Raw genomic sequence first — 17,241 nt, 5'->3', positions numbered from 1 at the left:
AAGCATACGGAATAGTTGGTCTACTGTCTATTTATTACCGCAGCCTTGTGCACGCTTGCGCAAACGCGTTGACAAAAAATATTTATCGGAATATATTTTGAATTCGCGATTGGAATCGTTTCCAATTTGTTCGGAGTGTGGATAAGGAGACATAATGAAAAACCAGAAATTCGTTTTGTCCGCCGTCGCCGCTAGCCTGGCGCTGGCGTATGGCATGTCTGCGACGGCCAGCGTCACCAGTCCTGTCATCGGCGCCCTGCTGTGGTCGGAGGAATTCAACGGCACGGCGCTCAACACCAGCTTGTGGAACACCTACGACGGCAACGGCTGCCAGATCAACCTGTGCGGCTATGGCAACCAGGAGCTGGAGTATTACAGCCCGAACAACCTGTCCATCGTCAACGTGCCGTTTGAATCCGGCACGCGGGCGCTGGCCATCCAGGCGCGCAACCAGACGGTGGGCGGCAATGCCTTCACCTCCGGCAAAATCGATTCCTTCAACAAGGTGCAGGTGCAGTACGGCATGGTGGAAATCCGCATGGCCACGCCGCCGCTGGGCACCGGCCTGTGGCCGGCGGCGTGGATGCTGGGCGTGAGCCCGCAAACCTGGCCGCGCAAGGGCGAGATCGACATCATGGAAATGGGGCACAAGGCCAGCAGCCGGGCGGCGGCCGGCAGCCCGGCGCCGGGCATCGACAACTTCACCGGCGCCAACGTCATCACCTGGCAGCAGGCCGCCTGCGTGCCGGGCAACGAAAGCTGCGCCGCCTCGACCGCGTGGCAGACCAAGAACTGGTACGCGCCGGCGCAATCGCTGGCCAACCGTTTCGTCATCTACCGCTTCTACTGGACCGAATCGCAGATGCGCTTCACGGTGATCGACAACGGCCTTGAGTACGACATGTACAACAGCCCGTTGCCGGTGAACTCGACCGCGCTGCAGGCGCCGTTCTACCTGCTGTTCAACCTGGCGGTGGGTGGCAACTTCACCGACGCCGCCACGCCGGCCCAGGTGACGGCGCCGCTGCCGGGCACCATGTACGTCGACTACGTGCGCGTGTACCAGCTGGACGGCAAGGGCGCGGTCAAGCTGGGCAACCAGACCCCGGCCGAGGTCGGCAAGTTCGGCGTCTTCACGGACAACACCGTGGTCAACAACAAGCTGGAGGCGGGCGTCACCTCGGACGTGTTCGTGTGGAACACGGCGTCCACCTCGGCCGGCAACATCGCGCCGTATGAAGGCGCGAATGCGATGTCGTGGAGCTTCAACCAGCCGGGCTCGTGGTTTGGCGGCAGCGTGCAGTCGCGCCAGGCGCGCGACATGAGCGGCTTCCGCAACGGCAATATGAAGCTGAAGATCAAGATCCCGGCCAACGTCGCGTTCACGGTGGGCATCCAGGACACCTACACCAACCAGAACGCCGTGAAATTCCCGGCCAACGCCACCACCTACGGGCTGGTGCGCAATGGCGACTGGGGCACGGCCACCATCCCGATCGCCGACCTGGCCGGGCCGAAGATCGCCTTGCAATCGATGCTCGACATGTTCCAGATCGCCAGCGACGGCGCGGCCTTGCCGCAATCGGCGTTCCAGATGTCGATTGACGACGTGATCTGGGACAGCGGCGTGACGCCGACCCCAACGCCGACACCCACTCCGACGCCAACGCCCACCCCGACTCCAACGCCCACCCCGACTCCAACGCCCACCCCGACTCCAACGCCCACCCCGGCGCCGACCGCGGTCCAGACCAGCTCGACGATGCTGAAATTCAGCATCAACACATCGAGCTGGGCGGACGTGCACTACACCGTCAACAACGGTGGCCAGCTGAATGTGCGGATGACGCAGGCGGGCGGCGTGAACAGCTACACCGCGAGCGGCCTGAAGGCAGGCGACGTGGTGCGCTACAACTACACCTACTGGGACAGCGCCAACAACTACGCGGTCGACACCACCCAGCAAGCCTACACCATGCAATAAAAGAATCCGGGGTCAGGTCCTCCATTTCTACACGAGCCCAGCAGTAGGCGCGCCTACTGCTGGGCTCGTGTAGAAATGGAGGACCTGACCCCGGAGTTATGGTGCGACGGTAGCCTTCAGCGGGTGGGCGGCGCGCGCGGCGATGAATTTGACTTTTTCTTGCCACTCGGCCGCTGTCTTGACGTGGCCGGCGCGGTCCCACGCCGCGCCGATGTAGTAGCGCAGCGGTTTGCCCGATTCGACCGGCGCCAGGATCAGCTCGTTCAGGGCGTCGTCCGCCGTGCCGGTCGCGCCCGGCAGCACGATGGCGGTGCCGAACGCGCCTTTGGTGTCTTGCGTCACCCATTGCGTCAGGGTCGCGCCCTCGCGGCCAACCGTGATTTTTTCATTCTGGTTCTTGTCGGCCGGCTTTTTGTTCAGGCCGACCGCCACCGTCAGCTGCGACGGGCCGCTGAAGGTGAAGGTGCTGTCCATGGTGTCGAAGTCCTGGCCGGCGTCGACGGTGAAGCGCTTGACCTCGCTGACCTTGGTGCCGGCCGCGTCCCAGCTGTCATAGGTCAGCTCGAACACGCTGCGGATCGGCCCGTTGGCCAGCACTTTCCACGAGGCGTAGTTGCGGCCCACGTACAGCTGCTTGCCGTCCCACACGCCGGTGCCGCCGGCGCCGCGCGACTTGCCGACGTTGTACATGTCCATCCCTTCCCCCTCGTCGTGGTGGTAGTGGTCGTGGCCCTTGTTGTACCAGCGGTCGACGATCGGATAGCTGACGCGCTTGAACCAGATGTCCAGCCCGCTCGTGACCAGCACTTCCTTGCCGACGCCGGCGCTGTCGGGCGCGCCCAGCGCCGGGCCGTAGGTGCGATGCGCGACATGGTCGTTCTCCCACGCGAAGTCGTCCAGGCGCTCCGGCACGTAGCGGGCGAAGGTCTTGGTCGCGAACGGCGCGGTCACGCCCTCGGTCTTCTCCACCGTGAAGGTGGCCTGCTTTTCGCCGGCCGCGAAGCTGTGCTGGAAGTACAGCTCGCCATACGCGACGCCGATCCCCTGCGGGTCCTTGGCCTGCGGCTTGACGTTGCTGACCTGGTAGGGCAGCAGGTTGCCCATGCTGTCCTTGACCGCGATCTTCTGGATCAGCGCGCCCGGCAGCGCGCGGTTGATCTCGCTCCACGGGATGGCGATGGTCTCCGACGGCCGCGCCTGGTCCATGTCGTTGCTGACGGTGATGCGCGCCAGCTCGGCCGCGTGCAGCGAGCCGCCGGCCAGCAGGGCGGCGATCGGTAACAAATAAGTGCGCATGGCGATCCCCTTATTCATGGCTGTAGTTGGTGGCGCCGGCATCCTTCGGCACGTAGTGGTAGGTGCGCAGCTTGACCTGGATGTCGATCTTCGGATTGTTGAGCAGCTTGATCATCTCGGCGCCGGCCAGCAGCGCCGGGCCGTAGCCGTGCAGCGCGTCGACGCTGGTCGGGCGGTTGTAGTAATAGATGTGGTCGCTGGCGAAGGTGGTGCCCACGCAGGTGCCTTCCACCTGGCCGCGCGCGTTGATGCGGGTCTGCAGGCCGATCCAGCCGGCCTGCGCGATCGAGCCGTAGGTCGCCGGGCTGATCCAACCTTCGTTGATGGCGTGCGCGATCACGTAGGTGAACATGGCGCTGGCCGAGGTTTCCAGATACGAATCATGGCGGTCGATCATCTGGTGCCACAGGCCGGTGCCCGATTGCTGCTCGGCGATGCCGCGCAGGGCCAGGCGCAGCTGCGCCAGCACCTTCGGATAGCCCGGATGGTCCTTCGGCAGCACGTCCAGCAGGTCGCTCATGGTCAGCACGGCCCAGCCGTTGGCGCGCGCCCAGTAGAAGCGCGGCGCGTCCGGGTTGTTGGCGTTCCAGCCGTGGGTGTACAGGTTCAGTTGCGGGTTGTACAGGTAGCCGGTCATTTGCAGCACGTTCTTGACGGCGTCGTCATAGTATTCGCGCTTGCCGGTCAGATGGCCGATCTCGCCCAGCGGCATCACGCCCATGTACATGTCGTCCGCCCACAGCGACACCGCCTGCGGCCGCTCGCGCGCCAGCGTGCCATCCTTCAGGCGGAATTGTTTCTTGGCCACCCAGTTGCTGCACACGTCGATGAACTGGCCCATGTCCGGACCGATCTTTGCGAAGCGGGCGCGGATCATGGCCGCGCACATGGAGCCTGCGTCGTCCAGCGAGCGCGGGTCGATGAAGCGGGTGAAGCTGTTGGCGCGCTTGAGGTGGAACTGCTCTTCCTGCGCCTTGAAGTAGGGCAGCTTGTCGTGCATGAACTGGAAGTGGCGCTCGATCATGGCGGTGTATTTCTTGTCGCCGGTGACGGCGGCCGCCTTCATCAGGCCGGCGTGCACCACGCCCATCTCGTACACCTGGATGCCCCATTCAGCGCTGCTCGGCTCGACGATGGCGTCGGCCACCGGCTTGCTGAAGTCGGTGATCTGCACGCCGCTGTCCTTGTGGATCACCTTGGTCGGCGTGGTGGCCTCCATGTAGCCGCGAATGCGGTCCAGCGCGGCGCTGATTTCGGCCACGGTCGGCTTCTTGTACGGCACCGGATAGGTGCCTTCGCCGGCGTCGTAGACGCTTTTGTTGTCCGGGTTGCGGTAGGCGCCGTCCGCGTGGGCCGGCAGGGCGATCAGGGTGGCGGCAATGGCCGCGAGCAGGGCGGTGGGGGAGGTCACGGGTTTTCGTCTCTTTATTGTTAAACGTTTATTTGGTCAGGCCATTCTAGATTGGTCCGGCCACTTTTGCAATCCGGACAGGCCAATTTTGTGGTCGGATAAAAAGCTTTCCTGAAAGTGAACAAAACCGCCGATTCAGTCGCCCTATGAAAAGAGACATGGGAGTACAATCGTTGTGAACGATCGTGCTTTTCAGCACAACAAGGAGACAGCATGGATTTGACCTACACGGCCGCGGACCTGGCGTTTCGCGACATGGTGCGGGGCTTCCTCGACACCAACCTGCCGAGCGACCTGCAGAAGAAAGTCCGCAACCACCTGCGCCTGAGCCGCCAGGATTACGTGCGCTGGCACCAGATCGTCGCGCGCCAGGGCTGGGCCGCGCCGGGCTGGCCGGCCGAGTACGGCGGCCCGGGCTGGAGCGCCACCCAGCGCCACATCTGGGAGGAGGAGTGCGCCCGGGCCGGCACGCCGCCCATCCTGCCGTTCGGCGTCAACATGGTGGCGCCGGTCATCATGGCGTTCGGCAACGAGGCGCAGAAAGCCCACTACCTGCCGCGCATCCTCAATTGCGACGACTGGTGGTGCCAGGGCTACTCCGAGCCGGGTTCGGGCTCCGACCTGGCCTCGCTGAAAACCACCGCCGAACGCGTCGGCGACCACTACATCGTCAACGGTCAGAAAACCTGGACCACGCTGGCCCAGCACGCCGACATGATCTTCAGCCTGGTGCGCACCGACACCACCGTGCGCAAGCAGGAGGGCATTTCCTTCCTGCTGATCGACATGAAATCGCCCGGCATCACGGTGCGGCCGATCATCATGCTGGATGAGGACCACGAGGTAAACGAAGTCTTCTTCGACAACGTCAAGGTGCCGGTACAAAACCTGATCGGTCAGGAGAACAAGGGCTGGACCTACGCCAAATACCTGCTGGGGCACGAGCGCACCGGCATCGCGGCGGTGGGCCGCTCCAAGCGCGAACTGCTGTTCCTGAAGAAGATCGCCTCCGAACACTACAAGCACGGCAAGCCGCTGATGCAGGACCCGGTGTACGCGGCCAAGGTGGCCAACCTGGAGATCGAACTGATGGCGCTGGAAACCACCGTGCTGCGCGTGCTGACGCGCGAATCGCACGCGCCGGGGCCGGAGGCATCGCTGCTGAAAATCCGCGGCTCGGAAATCCAGCAGCAGTTGACCGAGCTGATGGTCGAGGCGCTGGGGCCGGACGCGCTGCCGTTCGACACCGACTACCTGGAAGGCAAGGCCGACCACGCCGTCACCGGCGACGACGCGGCTGCGCCGCTGACCGGCTACTACTTCAACTACCGCAAGACCTCGATCTACGGCGGGTCGAACGAGATACAAAAAAACATCATCACCCAGATGATTCTGGGCCTGTGAGGGAACGGCGATGGATTTCAATTTCAAGGAAGAGCAACAGCAATTTGCCGACGCCCTGCGCCGCTGGGTCGACAAGGACTACAGCTTCGAGACGCGCAAGCGCATCATCCACTCGCAAAGCGGCGTGTCGGACGTGGCCTGGAACACGCTGGTGGAGCTGGGCATGACGGCCTTGCCGGTGCCGGAAGCGCAGGGCGGCTTCAGCGGCTCGGCGGTGGACATGCTGGTGGTGATGCAGGAGCTGGGGCGCGGGCTGGTGGTCGAGCCGTACTTCGCCACCGTGTGGGGCGCCAAGTTCCTGCAACTGGCGGGCAACCAGCGTCACCGGCTCGAAGATGTGGCCAAGGGCGAGCTCAAGCTGGCCTGCGCGCTGGGCGAAAAACATTCGCGTCACGACCTGGCCGACATCAAGACCATCGCCAGCATCAACGGCGAAGGCTATCGTATCGACGGCACCAAGACCGTGGTGATTCACGGCGGTCAGGCGGACGCGCTGATCGTCTCGGCGCGCAGCGCCGGCACCCAGCGCGACACCAACGGCATCAGCCTGTTCGTGGTGCCGACCGACACGCAAGGTGTGGTGATCCGCGACTACCGCACCATCGACGGCCAGCGCGCGGCCACCGTGCAGTTCAACCACGTGGCGGTGCCGGCGTCGGCGTTGCTGGGCAAGATGGGCGGCGGCTGGGACATGCTGGAGGAGGCGGCCGACTACGGCATCAGCCTGCTGTGCGCGGAGGCGGTGGGCGCGATGGACGCGATCTTCAACGCCACGCTGGAATACCTGAAGACGCGCAAGCAGTTCGGCATCGCGATCGGCAGCTTCCAGGCGCTGCAGCACCGGATGGCCGACATGTACATCCACCTGGAGCAGGCGCGCTCGATGGCGCTGCTGGTGGCCGCGCGCATGGCGTGCGACGCCGAGGAGCGCCGGCGCGTGGCGTCGGCGGCCAAGGTGCGGATCGGGCAGGCGGCCAAGTTCATCGGCCAGCAGGCGGTGCAGCTGCACGGCGGCATGGGCGTGACCGACGAACTGCCGGCCGCGCACCACTTCAAGCGCCTGAGCATGATCGAACTCACGCTGGGCGATGTCGACCACCACCTCGAACGCTTCACCGCCCAGCGCGGTTTCCAGCAGCATTCGTGATCAGTTATGGACCGTCTCCGCAGAAACGCGGAGAGCGCATTCACACTTGCGCCGAACAGCCAGCGCTCAACGACCTTGTGACAATCAGTGATTTTTGCAGACTGGCAAGATGTTATTCTTGGCACATATCGCTACGAAGGCAGTCCCGGCAGCGAACGAAGATGTAAGCCACCCTTCGAGAGGAATGAAAACATGCGGAATGCTGATTTTGAGCGCGTAGGGCGATATATCTATGCATTCCATCGAGCCGCTGCTCCTCTCGACCAGTTGTCCGGTGACGATCTGGCGACTACCTTGCCATCGGAGTTAGCTGCACGTGCAGCACGATTGGTGCGGCAGTTCGAACTTCGCTTAAAAACCTTCGACGCTGCCACTGATGAGGAACTTCAGGCGTCTCTGGAAGAAGCTGCTGCTGTAAGAGCCTTGATTGATGAGTGGCGATCTACTGCCAAGTAAGGACAGGACAGCAACCGGCTGCGGACCATAGTGTCTCGACGTAATGCACTAAATTAATTGAATGGGACTGATGTATGCCTAAAGGGAGGCGCCTGAGGAATATTGCCATCGGTTTGTGCGGCTCATTCAATAGCCGGAACAACGATCTGGATGGTTACTGGGCAATCGGCAAACTACGTTCGCTGGCCGAGCAGTATGGTCGGACCATGGTAATACTTGATTTGCTGACGTTATCCATTCTTCCTTCATCATCTGAATTTGCACCTGTATTGGCGCGCTATCGCCGTCTTCTTGAAAAGCTGACGAACCTCTCGCGAATCGGACTAGAGGAAATCACCATGGCACGTATCGCGCTTGACTTCGCACCTCCACCCTGGCCTAGGATTAGCTACTACAAGCGAGAATGGGGTGATCAGTTCACTCTAACCGTGACAATTAGCGCGGAAGGAAGGGCCGTCGGTATAGCGCAGCACGGCGGCTATTGTCGGTCGCATGACCCCGTCCGCGAGTCCCGGTCAATTCGCCCCGCATGGTGCTAGTGCGAATCAGCTTTGGAGCAACTTCCGCCCCGTCGTTACAAATCGTGAACTTTGCAAGTGGGCAAGATGCTATTCTGGTCATTCAGGCCGAATCCGGCCAACAGCAGACGGTTGAAATCCACTATAGTCACCTCTCTTTTTCAAGGTAGATATGTTTCGGAAAACAATACTCATTGCGCTTTTTGTCTGCAATTATGCGCACGCGGCAGAGAAGAAATGTTCTGTGCCAGGGGTAGCAGTTCATTGGCAAGCCGATTACTGTTTGTACAAAGTGGGAACTGATGATTTCTTCCATGAGGATGTTCAACTATGCATGGAAAAGGAAGAGAAGAAACCTAAGAAATCGTCTTGTGCTGCGAAGATTGAGTACAAGGATAAGATTTGCAGGAAGATGGCTGATTTTGATCCATATAATGGTTCGGTTGAAAAATGCGTTCGTGATCCAGAGTTTTACGGGCCTACCGTACGAAATGGTGGGGTCTGACATCGGCCAAAAGCAGATCCCGCTATCGGATTGCGGAAAAGGGAAATAGTTAAATGAAGTTGATTGCAGCGATCAGCGCGTTTTTGTTCACCGCACTCGCGACGATATTCGGTGTCAATATTGGAGCCGTTCAGGCAGAACTTTGGCCCACTTTCCTGCCGATTTTGCTTTTCGTGTCGGGTACTTCGTTTGTGTTGGGAATCACCTTTGGCAGTGCTGCGATGTGGGTCACAACATTCTCCGGTGGCTTGGCTTTGTTCATTTTGTGGCTCCCGTTGCAGCAATATGCGACTAAAGAACCCTTGCTTCGCTCAGCGATAGCACTTCTATGCATAATTCTCGCTCAGGCACCATTATTTGTCGTCGGCGGCGTTGTGCGGACTCGCGTCGCTGCGCGGGTGTGCGGTGCGTAGGTTCGATTGATTAACGGATGCGGCTACCGGCCAATAGCAGTTATCGAAATTTTATGTCGCTGAAAATATGATATGAAAAATGAAGGAAAACGCGAAAAGAACTGGAAGGATTTGTATATCAGGTCGACAAAACTTGCACGCGCAAAGCAGCTTGGTATCGAGTACCCTAGAATTTCTGACGCTGAGTTACGAAAGAATTCTATTTCCGAGGCCAGTGAGCAAATCAACGTCCTTTTCGTCTGCAGCAAAAATCAATGGCGAAGCCCGACGGCAGAAACTGTTTGGCGTAGTCATCCAAAATTGAATGTGCGATCAGGAGGAACAAGTCCTAATGCCCGACATCATGTTTCAGAAGATGACATTCGGTGGGCTGATGTAATCTTGGTCATGGAAGAGAAGCATAAGTCGCGGTTAAAAGCAGAGTACACGCGAGTGTTGGATTTTAAGTCGATTCACGTGCTAGATATTCCTGATGATTATAGGTACATGGATGCCGAACTGGTCGAACAGCTAAAGCAGACAGTGCCATCAATCCTGATGATAGAGTGATGTCGCATATTCGGGCTGCGGACTGTCGCGCTGGGAGTTCGCCATTATTTCGCGATGCCGGTGATGTCGATGCTGAGTTTTTCTGGGTCGGTGCGCATCACCAGTTTCAGGTTTTCGGCGGCGGCGTTGTGCAGGTTCTGCAGCACGGCCGGCGGTTGCGGGTTCTGTTTTAGCGACTTCTGCGTCAGCGCCATGAAGGCGCCGATCATGGCGCTTTGCTCGAACACGTCGCGGACTTTTTCCGGGGCGTTGTTCTTGAGCATGTCGCGCAGCTTGTCCTGGGCGCGGAACTGGCGGGTGACGGCATCGTAGGCTTCGTCCGAGACCTCGGTGTTTTTCAGCACCATGTAGTTGCCGACCACAAAGGTGGCTAGGCCGCCCGCCAGGTCGCGCGGATACCAGCCCATTTTCTTTTCCACTTTCAGATAGATATCCATGCTGAGGATGAAGGCCTTTTCCATCTCGGCGCGCTTGTCCGGCGGGAAGTTCATCGACAGCGCGCGGGCATTGGCCTGGACGTTGGGCGGCGCGGTCACCAGCGGCGGTTTCTTGTACTTGGGCTCCGGCGCGCCGGGCAGGTGCAGATTGGGCTGCGGCCAGACGGTCACGTTGTCGTAACTCATGCCGTAGCCGCAGCACTGGCTCAAGGCGGGACCTGCGGCACCACCCATCAGGGCGACGAACAGTAGGGGGTACTTCATGGCGCTCCTCCGGCTGGCTGTGGAAAACCGCTCAGCATAAAGAACAACCCGCGCACGATACAGTGTTTTCTGACCGGCGCGGGCCCCGACCGGCGTTTAGCCGGCGGCGTTCTGCTTGCGGCGGCGCGCCACGCCCGCCAGCGCCAGGCCGGACAGCAGCATGGCGTAGGTCTGCGGTTCCGGCACCGCCGTCACCGAGTTGATCCAGCCGATGTGCGAGAAGGTCGCGGTCGAGCCGGACAGGTCGCCGTAACTCGAGGAGTTGGTGCCGCTGACGTCGCAGCCGCTCAGGCCGAACCAGGGGCAGGCATCCTTGCCTTGCCAGCCCCAGCTATGGACCGCCGACAGGATCCATTCCTTGCCGTTCCAGATGAAGTCGCCGCCGCCCGAGTCGCCGCCGGCGATCAGCGCCTCTTTCGACCCCAGGCCGGCGCCGCTGGTCCAGCCGCCGCCCACCACGTCCGACATGCGGCCCAGCGTGTTGTGCTCGCCGGTGCCGTCGTCGAAGTCGCTCATGTAGGTGACGCCCGGCGCGTAATAGCCGGCGTCGTAACCCCAGCCGATGGCCTCGTCGGTGACGCGGTTGTAGGTCTGGCTGTCGACGTCGAAGGTGTTGTAGCCGTAGTGGCCCCAGCGGCCGTCGTTCCAGTTGGTGGCGGTGCCGGTGCTGCCGTCGGTGGTGGTGCCGTAGCCGGCCATCAGGTAATCCTTGCCGACGTCGTTGGTGGTGCTCAGCTTGTAGCCCTGGATGTTGGTGACCGCCTGGTCCAGCTTGAGGATGGCGATGTCGGCGCCGGTGTCGAGGTTGCCGTTCCAGTTGGGATTCACGAACGCGTTGCCGACGCTGACGGTGCGGGTGACGGCGGCGGTGCCGTCGGCCCAGCCGAATTGGACTTTCATGGCGCTGAAGTCGTCGGCGCAGTGCGCGGCGGTCAGAACGTACTGGCCGCCCGCCAACAGCGAGCCGGAGCATGCCCAGTTGCCGCCGGCGTTGGTGAAGCTGAGACGTGCCACGCCGTCAAGCGCGCCGGCCACGCCGTTGAACACCTGACCCGGGGTGAAGCGCCAGTTGCTTGGCGCGCTGGTGTTGCCGGTCAGTGGCGTCAGGGCGTCGGCGTTGCCTGCCTGGGCCGCCGACGCGGCCAGCATGCCGACCGCCATCGCGATCAAAGTGTATGCTTTCGACTGAACTTTCATGAACTCTACCCTTGATTATATTGGTTATTGTTAATTAACTTTGTCATTCCGTGCGTGATCACGGAATTGCCAATATAGCATTGTCGTTGTAAAAATATTCTGTATTTTTGTGAAATATATTTCTACAACAAATGCTTGCCAAAGCGGGTAGTTTTACGCTAGGGACAAACGGCGGGCGGGGGCGGAGTCAGTCGTCGAGGCTGATGCAGTAACGGTTGCGGCCGGTCTGCTTGGCGCGGTAGAGGTTGGCGTCGGCGGTGCGGATCAGCGTCTCGACGTCGATGCCGTCGGTGGGCGGCAGGATGCTGGCCAGTCCCATGCTCAGGGTGACCACCGGCGCGGTGGGGGAGGCGGCGTGGGGCAGCGCCAGGGCGGCCACCTCGTCCAGCATGCGCTTGGCCACCACCTCGGCGCCGTCCGCGCCCTCCTGCGGCAGCAGCAGGATGAATTCCTCGCCGCCGTAGCGCGCCAGCAGGTCCTGCGGGCGGGTGGCGCAGCGCCGCATGGCGGCGCTGACCAGCTGCAGGCAGGCGTCGCCGGCCTGGTGGCCGTAGTGGTCGTTGTACAGCTTGAAGTGGTCGATGTCGATCATGATCAGCGACAGCGGCAGGCCGGCGCGCGCGCAGCGGCGCCACTCGGCGTCGATGGTGTCGTTGAAGTTGCGGCGGTTGGCCAGGCCGGTCAGGCCGTCGGTCTTGCTCAGTTCGCGCATGGCGTCGGCCTGGCGCTTGATGGTCAGCTGGCTGCGCACGCGCGCGCGCACCACCGCCACGTTGAACGGCTTGCTGATGAAGTCGACCGCGCCGCTTTCCAGCGCCCGCGTCTCGTCCTCCGGCTGGCTGAGCGCGGTGACGAAGATCACCGGGATGTCCTGCAGCCGCGGCGAGGCGCGCAGGGACGCCACCACCGCGTAGCCATCCATGCCGGGCATGACGGCGTCCAGCAGGATCAGGTCGGGCTGCTGCTCGTGCGCGATCTGCAGGGCCTGCTCGCCGTCGAGCGCGAACAGCACCTCGTGCTCCTCGCGCAGCGCATGGTGCAGGATCTGGATGTTCTCCATGGCGTCGTCCACCACCAGGATGCGGCCGTTGCGCGCCAGATCGGTCCAGCTCATGCACTTTCCTTTCGCTGCAGCATTTCTTCCACCATCTGGCGCGCGGCCTTGAAGTTGAGGGTTTCCACCGCCTCTCCCAAGGCCTGCGCCTGGCCGGCCGACGCCAGCGACGGCCGCAAGGCCCGGAAGTGTTCCAGTGCTTTCAGATTGTTATTCTGAAGCAATCCTTGCAACTCCGCCAGCTTTTGCTCGAGGTCGGGTGTGCTGGTGTTGCTGTCCGGAATACCCGGGGCCGGCGCGGCGAGCCCGCGCGCGGTGCGCGTGACCAGTTCCAGCGCCTGCTGCAGCTGGCCCAGCGCGTTCGGCAGGGCCAGCGTGTCGGCCGGCGCGTCGTGCAGCACCGCCTCGGCGGCGGCGCTCAGGCGCGCCACGTCGGTGGCGCCGAGGTTGGCGGCCACGCCGCGCAGGCGGTGCAGCACCTGGGCCGCCTGCTGGCGCTGGCCGGCGGCCAGCAGGGCGCGCACCTCGGCCACGGCGCCGCCCTGGGATTGTTCGAAGCGCTTGAGCAGGGCGGTCAGCGCCTCCTGGTTGCCTCCCAGCCGCGCCAGCGCCGCCTCGACGTCGATGCCGGGCAGCGGCGATAACAGGGCGGCGGCCGGCGGCGGCGCCTGGGCCGGCACCGGCGCCACCATCTCGCGCGTGGCGCCACGGATGGTCACCAGCCGGGTCAGCACGGAGATCAGTTCCTCGACGTCGATCGGCTTGGCCACGTGGGCGTTCATGCCGGCCTCGGCCGCGCGGCGGCGGTCGTCCTCCAGCACGTTGGCGGTCATGGCGATCACCGGCAGCGTCAGCAGGCCCTGGCGGCGGATCTCGCGGGTGGCGTCGTAGCCGTTCATGACCGGCATCTGCACGTCCATCAGCACCACGTCATACTGCGCCGGCGCGGCCGCCAGCGCCGCCACCGCCAGCTGGCCGTTGGCCGCCACGTCGACCGTGGCGCCGGCGTGCAGCAGCATGTATTGCGCCACCTCCTGGTTGATCTCGTTGTCCTCCACCAGCAGGATGCGCATGCCGTTCAGGCGCCCGTGCAGCGGCGAGTGCTCCGGCTGCGGGTGAACCGTGGCCTGGTCGCCGGCCAGCAGCGCGCTGACCCGCTCCAGCAGCCGCGCCGGGCTGACCGGCTTGGCCAGCACGCCGGCCAGCCCCAGCTCGGCCGATTGCTGCACCAGCGTGGCGGCCTGGTGTTCCGAGGTCATCATCAACACCGGCGGCAGGGCCAGGTCCGGTGGTGCCTGGCGCAGCATGGCGGCGCCGTCCAGCTCCGGCATGTCGCGGTCCAGCAGCAGCAGGTCGTAAGGGCGGTCGGCGCGCGCGCATTCCCGCAGCAGGATCAGGGCCTGGGCCGCGCCTGCCGCGCACGCCGTGTGCCAGCCGAAGCTGCGGCCGGCCGCCTGCAGCGCCTGCCGCACGCTGGCGTTGTCGTCGACGATCAGCACCGACAGCGACTTGCTGGCCGGCGGCGGCGCCGGCGCCGCCAGCGGCGCCGTGCATTCGAGCGGGCAGGCGAACAGGAATTCGGCGCCGCGCCCCGGCTCGCTGGTGACGCTGATGGCGCCGCCCATCATGTCGGCCAGCTGGCGGCAGATCGCCAGCCCCAGGCCGGCGCCGCCGAACTTGCGGCTGGTGCTGCTGTCGGCCTGCGAGAAGGCGTCGAAGATGCTGCCCTGCTGCTCGGGCGCGATGCCGATGCCGGTGTCGCGCACGCGGAATTCCACCAGCAGCGCGCGGTCGCCGGGCCGGGCCGCGCCGGGCGCCGGGCGTACCGTCAGCACCACCTCGCCCTGGGCGGTGAACTTGATGGCGTTGGCCACCAGGTTGAGCAGCACCTGCTGCAGCCGCATCGGGTCGCCCGCCAGCTCGGTCGGCATGCCGGGGTCGATGTCGTACACCAGCTCCACGCCCTTGTCGCTGGCGTTGCCGCTGAGCATGACGCTGATGCTGTCGAGGATGTGCTGCAGGTTGAAGGTGGCGTGCTCCAGCACCAGCTGGCCGGCCTCCACGCGCGAGAAGTCGAGCACGTCGTTCACCAGGCTGAGCAGGGACTGCGTGGCGAACTGGATCTTGTGCAGGTAGCCGCGCTCGCGCGGCGCCAGCGGCGCCTCCTCCAGCAGGCGCGCCAGGCCGATGATGGCGTTCATCGGCGTGCGGATCTCGTGGCTCATGTTGGCCAGGAACTCGCTCTTGGCGCGGCTGGCGGCCTCGGCGCGGTCGCGCGCCACGATCAATTCCTCGTTGACGTCCTGCAAGTGCAATTCCGTTTCCTTCAATTCGGTGATATCGGAGACTAGCACAAAGAAACCCTTGACCGCGCCGTGCTCGTCGAGGTCGGGGATGTAGTTGACCCAGGTGTGGCTGACCTCGCCCGACGGCCATTCCAGGCGGCCGCCGAAGCCCTGCGGCTCGCCGGCCAGCGCCGCCCGCACATAGGCCTCGCCCTCGGCGTATTGCTCGGCGCCGACCACGTCCCGCATGGCGGCGCCGATGATGTCGTTCTGGCTGACGCCATGCCAGTCGAGGAAATAGCGGTTGGCGAAGCGGCAGCGCAGTTCGGCGTCCCAGTAGGCCACCATGCCGGGCAGGTTGTCGGTCACCGTGCGCACGAAATGCACGCTGGCGGCCAGGCGCTCGGCGGTGGCGTGCAGCACCTCCTTGGCCTGTTTGCGATCGGTGATGTCGAGCGAGATGCCCAGCACGTGGCTCGGATTGCCGTGCTCGTCGCGCAGCGCCACCTTGCGCGTGGTCAGGTAGCGGGTGCCGCTGGCGGTGACCAGCGGCTCCTCCGGGATCTCGGTCACCTCGCCGGGGGCGGTGGCCAGCACCCGCAGGTCGGCGGCCTTGAACTCGTCGGCCAGCTCGGCCGGCATCAGCTCGTAGTCGGTCTTGCCGACGATGTGCTCGCTCGTGGTGCCCAGCATCTGGGCGCCGTAGCGGTTGAAGATCTCGAAGCGCAGGTCGCCGGCGCGCTTGAGGAAGATCATGGCCGGGATGTTTTCCAGCACCGAGCTCAGCAGCTGGCGCGAGCGCCGCAGCTCCGCCTCCACGCGCTTGTGCGCGGTCACGTCCAGCAGCAGGGCGGTGATGCCGACGATCTTGCCGTCCGGGCCGAACTGCGGGTAGTAGCTGGCCACCCAGTGGTGCGGCTGGTCGGGCGAGGAGGCCGGGTTGCCGGTGCGCTCCAGCCCGGTCAAAGGCTTGCCGCTCTCCAGCACGATGCGGTAATCCTCCAGCACCTGGGCGCGCACCGCGTGGTCGGGGATCATGTCGCCGATGTGGCGGCCCAGGTGGGCGATCGCCTTTTGCCCGTTGAGCGCGGCCAGGTAATCGTTGATGCGCAGCACGCGCAGCTCGGCGTCCACGTAGCTCAGGCCGACCGGCGCGGTGGCGTACAGCGTCTCCAGCTGGCTGCGGTTCTTTTCCAGCTGGCCGGTGCGCTCGGCCACCAGCCGCTCCAGCTCCTGGCTGTGGCTGAGCAGGTCGCCCTCCACCGCCTGCAGCGAGCGCGCCACCATGTCGGCCTCGGCGAAGGTGACGTCCGGCATGGCGAACGGCTTGCCGCTGGCCAGCGCCTGCGCCGGGCCCACCAGGTCGCGCACCGAGCGCGCGATGCGCCCGCCCATGGCCCAGGCCAGCGAGAAGCCGGCGGCCAGCACCGCCAGCATGGTCAGGGCGATCAGCGCCACCGCCTCCAGCAGCTCGGCGGCGGCGCGCGACTGCGGGCTGGCGATGGCCACCGTGGCGCCGCTGACCGGCGCCCGGCTCAGGCCCAGGTAGACCGGCGTGCCGGCCGCGTCCTCGGTGGCGAACAGCACCTCCTGGCCCCGGCGCAGCGGTTCGCGCAGCGCCGGGTCGGCCGCGTGGCCCAGCAGCAGGCGCGGGCCGCCTGCCTGCGCCACCGCGTTGCCGTCGGCGTCGAACAAGGTCATGGCCTGGTCGGCGCTGATGTGCTCGTCCTTGAGGATGCGCGTCAGGCGGTCCGGCTTGAGCAGGGCGGTCAGCGTGTAGCGGATCCGGCTTTCGAGGAACACCGGCACGTCGATCGCCAGCAGCGCGCTGCCGGCCACCACCACCACCGAAATTTGCGGCCGCCCGTGGCCGAACACCGCCGCCAGCCGGCGCGCGTTGTTGACCGTGTTGAGGGTGTCGGGCAGCGGCGCGCCGACGTTCATCACGGCCTTGCCGGTGGCGTCGCTGAGGATGAACTGGGAGGCCGGGAATTGCGGGCTGAGCAGCGCGCCGGCCTGCAGCCGCAGCTCGGCCAGGTCGCCGCCGCGCAGGCTGGGCGAGGACGCCAGCGCCACCACCGCGCCCTCGCTTTGCACCAGGTCGCGGTCGATGGCGGCGGCCACCGCGCGGGCGGCCTGCTGGGTGTCCTGCTTCAGCGTCTCGCGCGCGCTGCTGTAGAACTGGGCCACCAGCGCGCCGAAACCGATCACCGTCGGCAGCGCGCACGCCAGCACCAGCAGCGCGATCTGCGAGCGGATGGATGGCAGTTGTTTGCGTTTGGTCTCTGTCACGCCCCGGGCCTCACTAGAGTGCTGGCAGC

The 17,241-nt window shown here is 64.2% G+C and carries 11 protein-coding genes and 2 pseudogenes; 6 read left to right on the top strand and 7 right to left on the bottom strand.

Translation table 11 applies throughout. From position 1 onward, the window contains the following. The first annotated feature begins 154 nt into the window (after positions 1 to 154). The gene (locus tag FHW83_RS21935; RefSeq protein WP_176648482.1) at positions 155 to 1,984 is read left to right on the top strand and encodes a family 16 glycosylhydrolase; all 1,830 of its coding nucleotides are present in this window, start codon (positions 155 to 157) and stop codon (positions 1,982 to 1,984) included. Positions 1,985 to 2,080: 96 nt separating this feature from the next. Here FHW83_RS21935 and FHW83_RS21930 read toward each other — a convergent pair whose 3' ends face one another. Together FHW83_RS21930 and FHW83_RS21925 are read right to left on the bottom strand one after the other, a co-directional pair. Beyond that, on the bottom strand, positions 2,081 to 3,280 hold the full coding sequence (locus tag FHW83_RS21930) for a DUF4861 family protein (RefSeq protein WP_176648481.1): 1,200 nt from the start codon (positions 3,278 to 3,280) through the stop codon (positions 2,081 to 2,083). Between the two features lie 10 nt (positions 3,281 to 3,290). Beyond that, a complete protein-coding gene (locus FHW83_RS21925; RefSeq protein ID WP_176648480.1) occupies positions 3,291 to 4,691 on the bottom strand; it encodes a glycoside hydrolase family 88 protein in 1,401 nt (466 codons plus the stop codon). A 213-nt stretch (positions 4,692 to 4,904) separates the two neighbouring features. Here FHW83_RS21925 and FHW83_RS21920 point away from each other — a divergent pair, with 213 nt between their 5' ends. The 5 genes from FHW83_RS21920 (at position 4,905) to FHW83_RS21900 (ending at position 9,683) form a co-directional block, all read left to right on the top strand. Continuing rightward, positions 4,905 to 6,095 carry an acyl-CoA dehydrogenase family protein gene (locus FHW83_RS21920; RefSeq protein ID WP_176648479.1) on the top strand — a complete coding sequence of 397 codons (1,191 nt, stop codon included), beginning with the start codon at positions 4,905 to 4,907 and terminating at the stop codon, positions 6,093 to 6,095. A gap of 10 nt (positions 6,096 to 6,105) precedes the next feature. Further along, positions 6,106 to 7,242, top strand: coding sequence for an acyl-CoA dehydrogenase family protein (locus tag FHW83_RS21915; RefSeq protein ID WP_176648478.1), 1,137 nt, complete (start codon positions 6,106 to 6,108; stop codon positions 7,240 to 7,242). Positions 7,243 to 7,434: 192 nt separating this feature from the next. Then, positions 7,435 to 7,698, top strand: a complete 264-nt coding sequence (locus FHW83_RS21910; protein ID WP_176648477.1) for a hypothetical protein — start codon at positions 7,435 to 7,437, stop codon at positions 7,696 to 7,698. Between the two features lie 1,076 nt (positions 7,699 to 8,774). Then, positions 8,775 to 9,134 carry a hypothetical protein gene (locus FHW83_RS21905; RefSeq protein ID WP_176648476.1) on the top strand — a complete coding sequence of 120 codons (360 nt, stop codon included), beginning with the start codon at positions 8,775 to 8,777 and terminating at the stop codon, positions 9,132 to 9,134. Between the two features lie 72 nt (positions 9,135 to 9,206). Beyond that, positions 9,207 to 9,683 (top strand): low molecular weight protein tyrosine phosphatase family protein, encoded by a 477-nt coding sequence (locus tag FHW83_RS21900; RefSeq protein WP_218106392.1) that lies wholly within the window; start codon positions 9,207 to 9,209, stop codon positions 9,681 to 9,683. A 44-nt stretch (positions 9,684 to 9,727) separates the two neighbouring features. Here FHW83_RS21900 and FHW83_RS21895 read toward each other — a convergent pair whose 3' ends face one another. From FHW83_RS21895 to FHW83_RS21880, 5 genes and pseudogenes are all read right to left on the bottom strand, one after another. After that, positions 9,728 to 10,384 (bottom strand): DUF6683 family protein, encoded by a 657-nt coding sequence (locus tag FHW83_RS21895; protein ID WP_176648475.1) that lies wholly within the window; start codon positions 10,382 to 10,384, stop codon positions 9,728 to 9,730. A 96-nt stretch (positions 10,385 to 10,480) separates the two neighbouring features. Further along, a pseudogene (locus FHW83_RS31380) lies at positions 10,481 to 10,582 on the bottom strand (PEP-CTERM sorting domain-containing protein); the annotation flags it as partial. A 363-nt stretch (positions 10,583 to 10,945) separates the two neighbouring features. After that, positions 10,946 to 11,533 (bottom strand): annotated as a pseudogene (locus tag FHW83_RS31375) (trypsin-like serine protease); the annotation flags it as partial. A 235-nt stretch (positions 11,534 to 11,768) separates the two neighbouring features. Then, positions 11,769 to 12,695 carry a diguanylate cyclase domain-containing protein gene (locus FHW83_RS21885; RefSeq protein ID WP_176648473.1) on the bottom strand — a complete coding sequence of 309 codons (927 nt, stop codon included), beginning with the start codon at positions 12,693 to 12,695 and terminating at the stop codon, positions 11,769 to 11,771. Continuing rightward, the gene (locus tag FHW83_RS21880; protein WP_176648472.1) at positions 12,692 to 17,212 is read right to left on the bottom strand and encodes a PAS domain-containing protein; all 4,521 of its coding nucleotides are present in this window, start codon (positions 17,210 to 17,212) and stop codon (positions 12,692 to 12,694) included. Before FHW83_RS21880 ends, FHW83_RS21885 begins: the two co-directional genes overlap by 4 nt. Positions 17,213 to 17,241: the final 29 nt, after the last annotated feature.

Source organism: Duganella sp. SG902 (genome assembly GCF_013376005.1).
Classification (GTDB): Bacteria; Pseudomonadota; Gammaproteobacteria; order Burkholderiales; family Burkholderiaceae_D; genus Rugamonas.
Note: the sequence above shows the minus strand (reverse complement) of the source record. Positions and strands in the feature narration are given on the sequence as shown.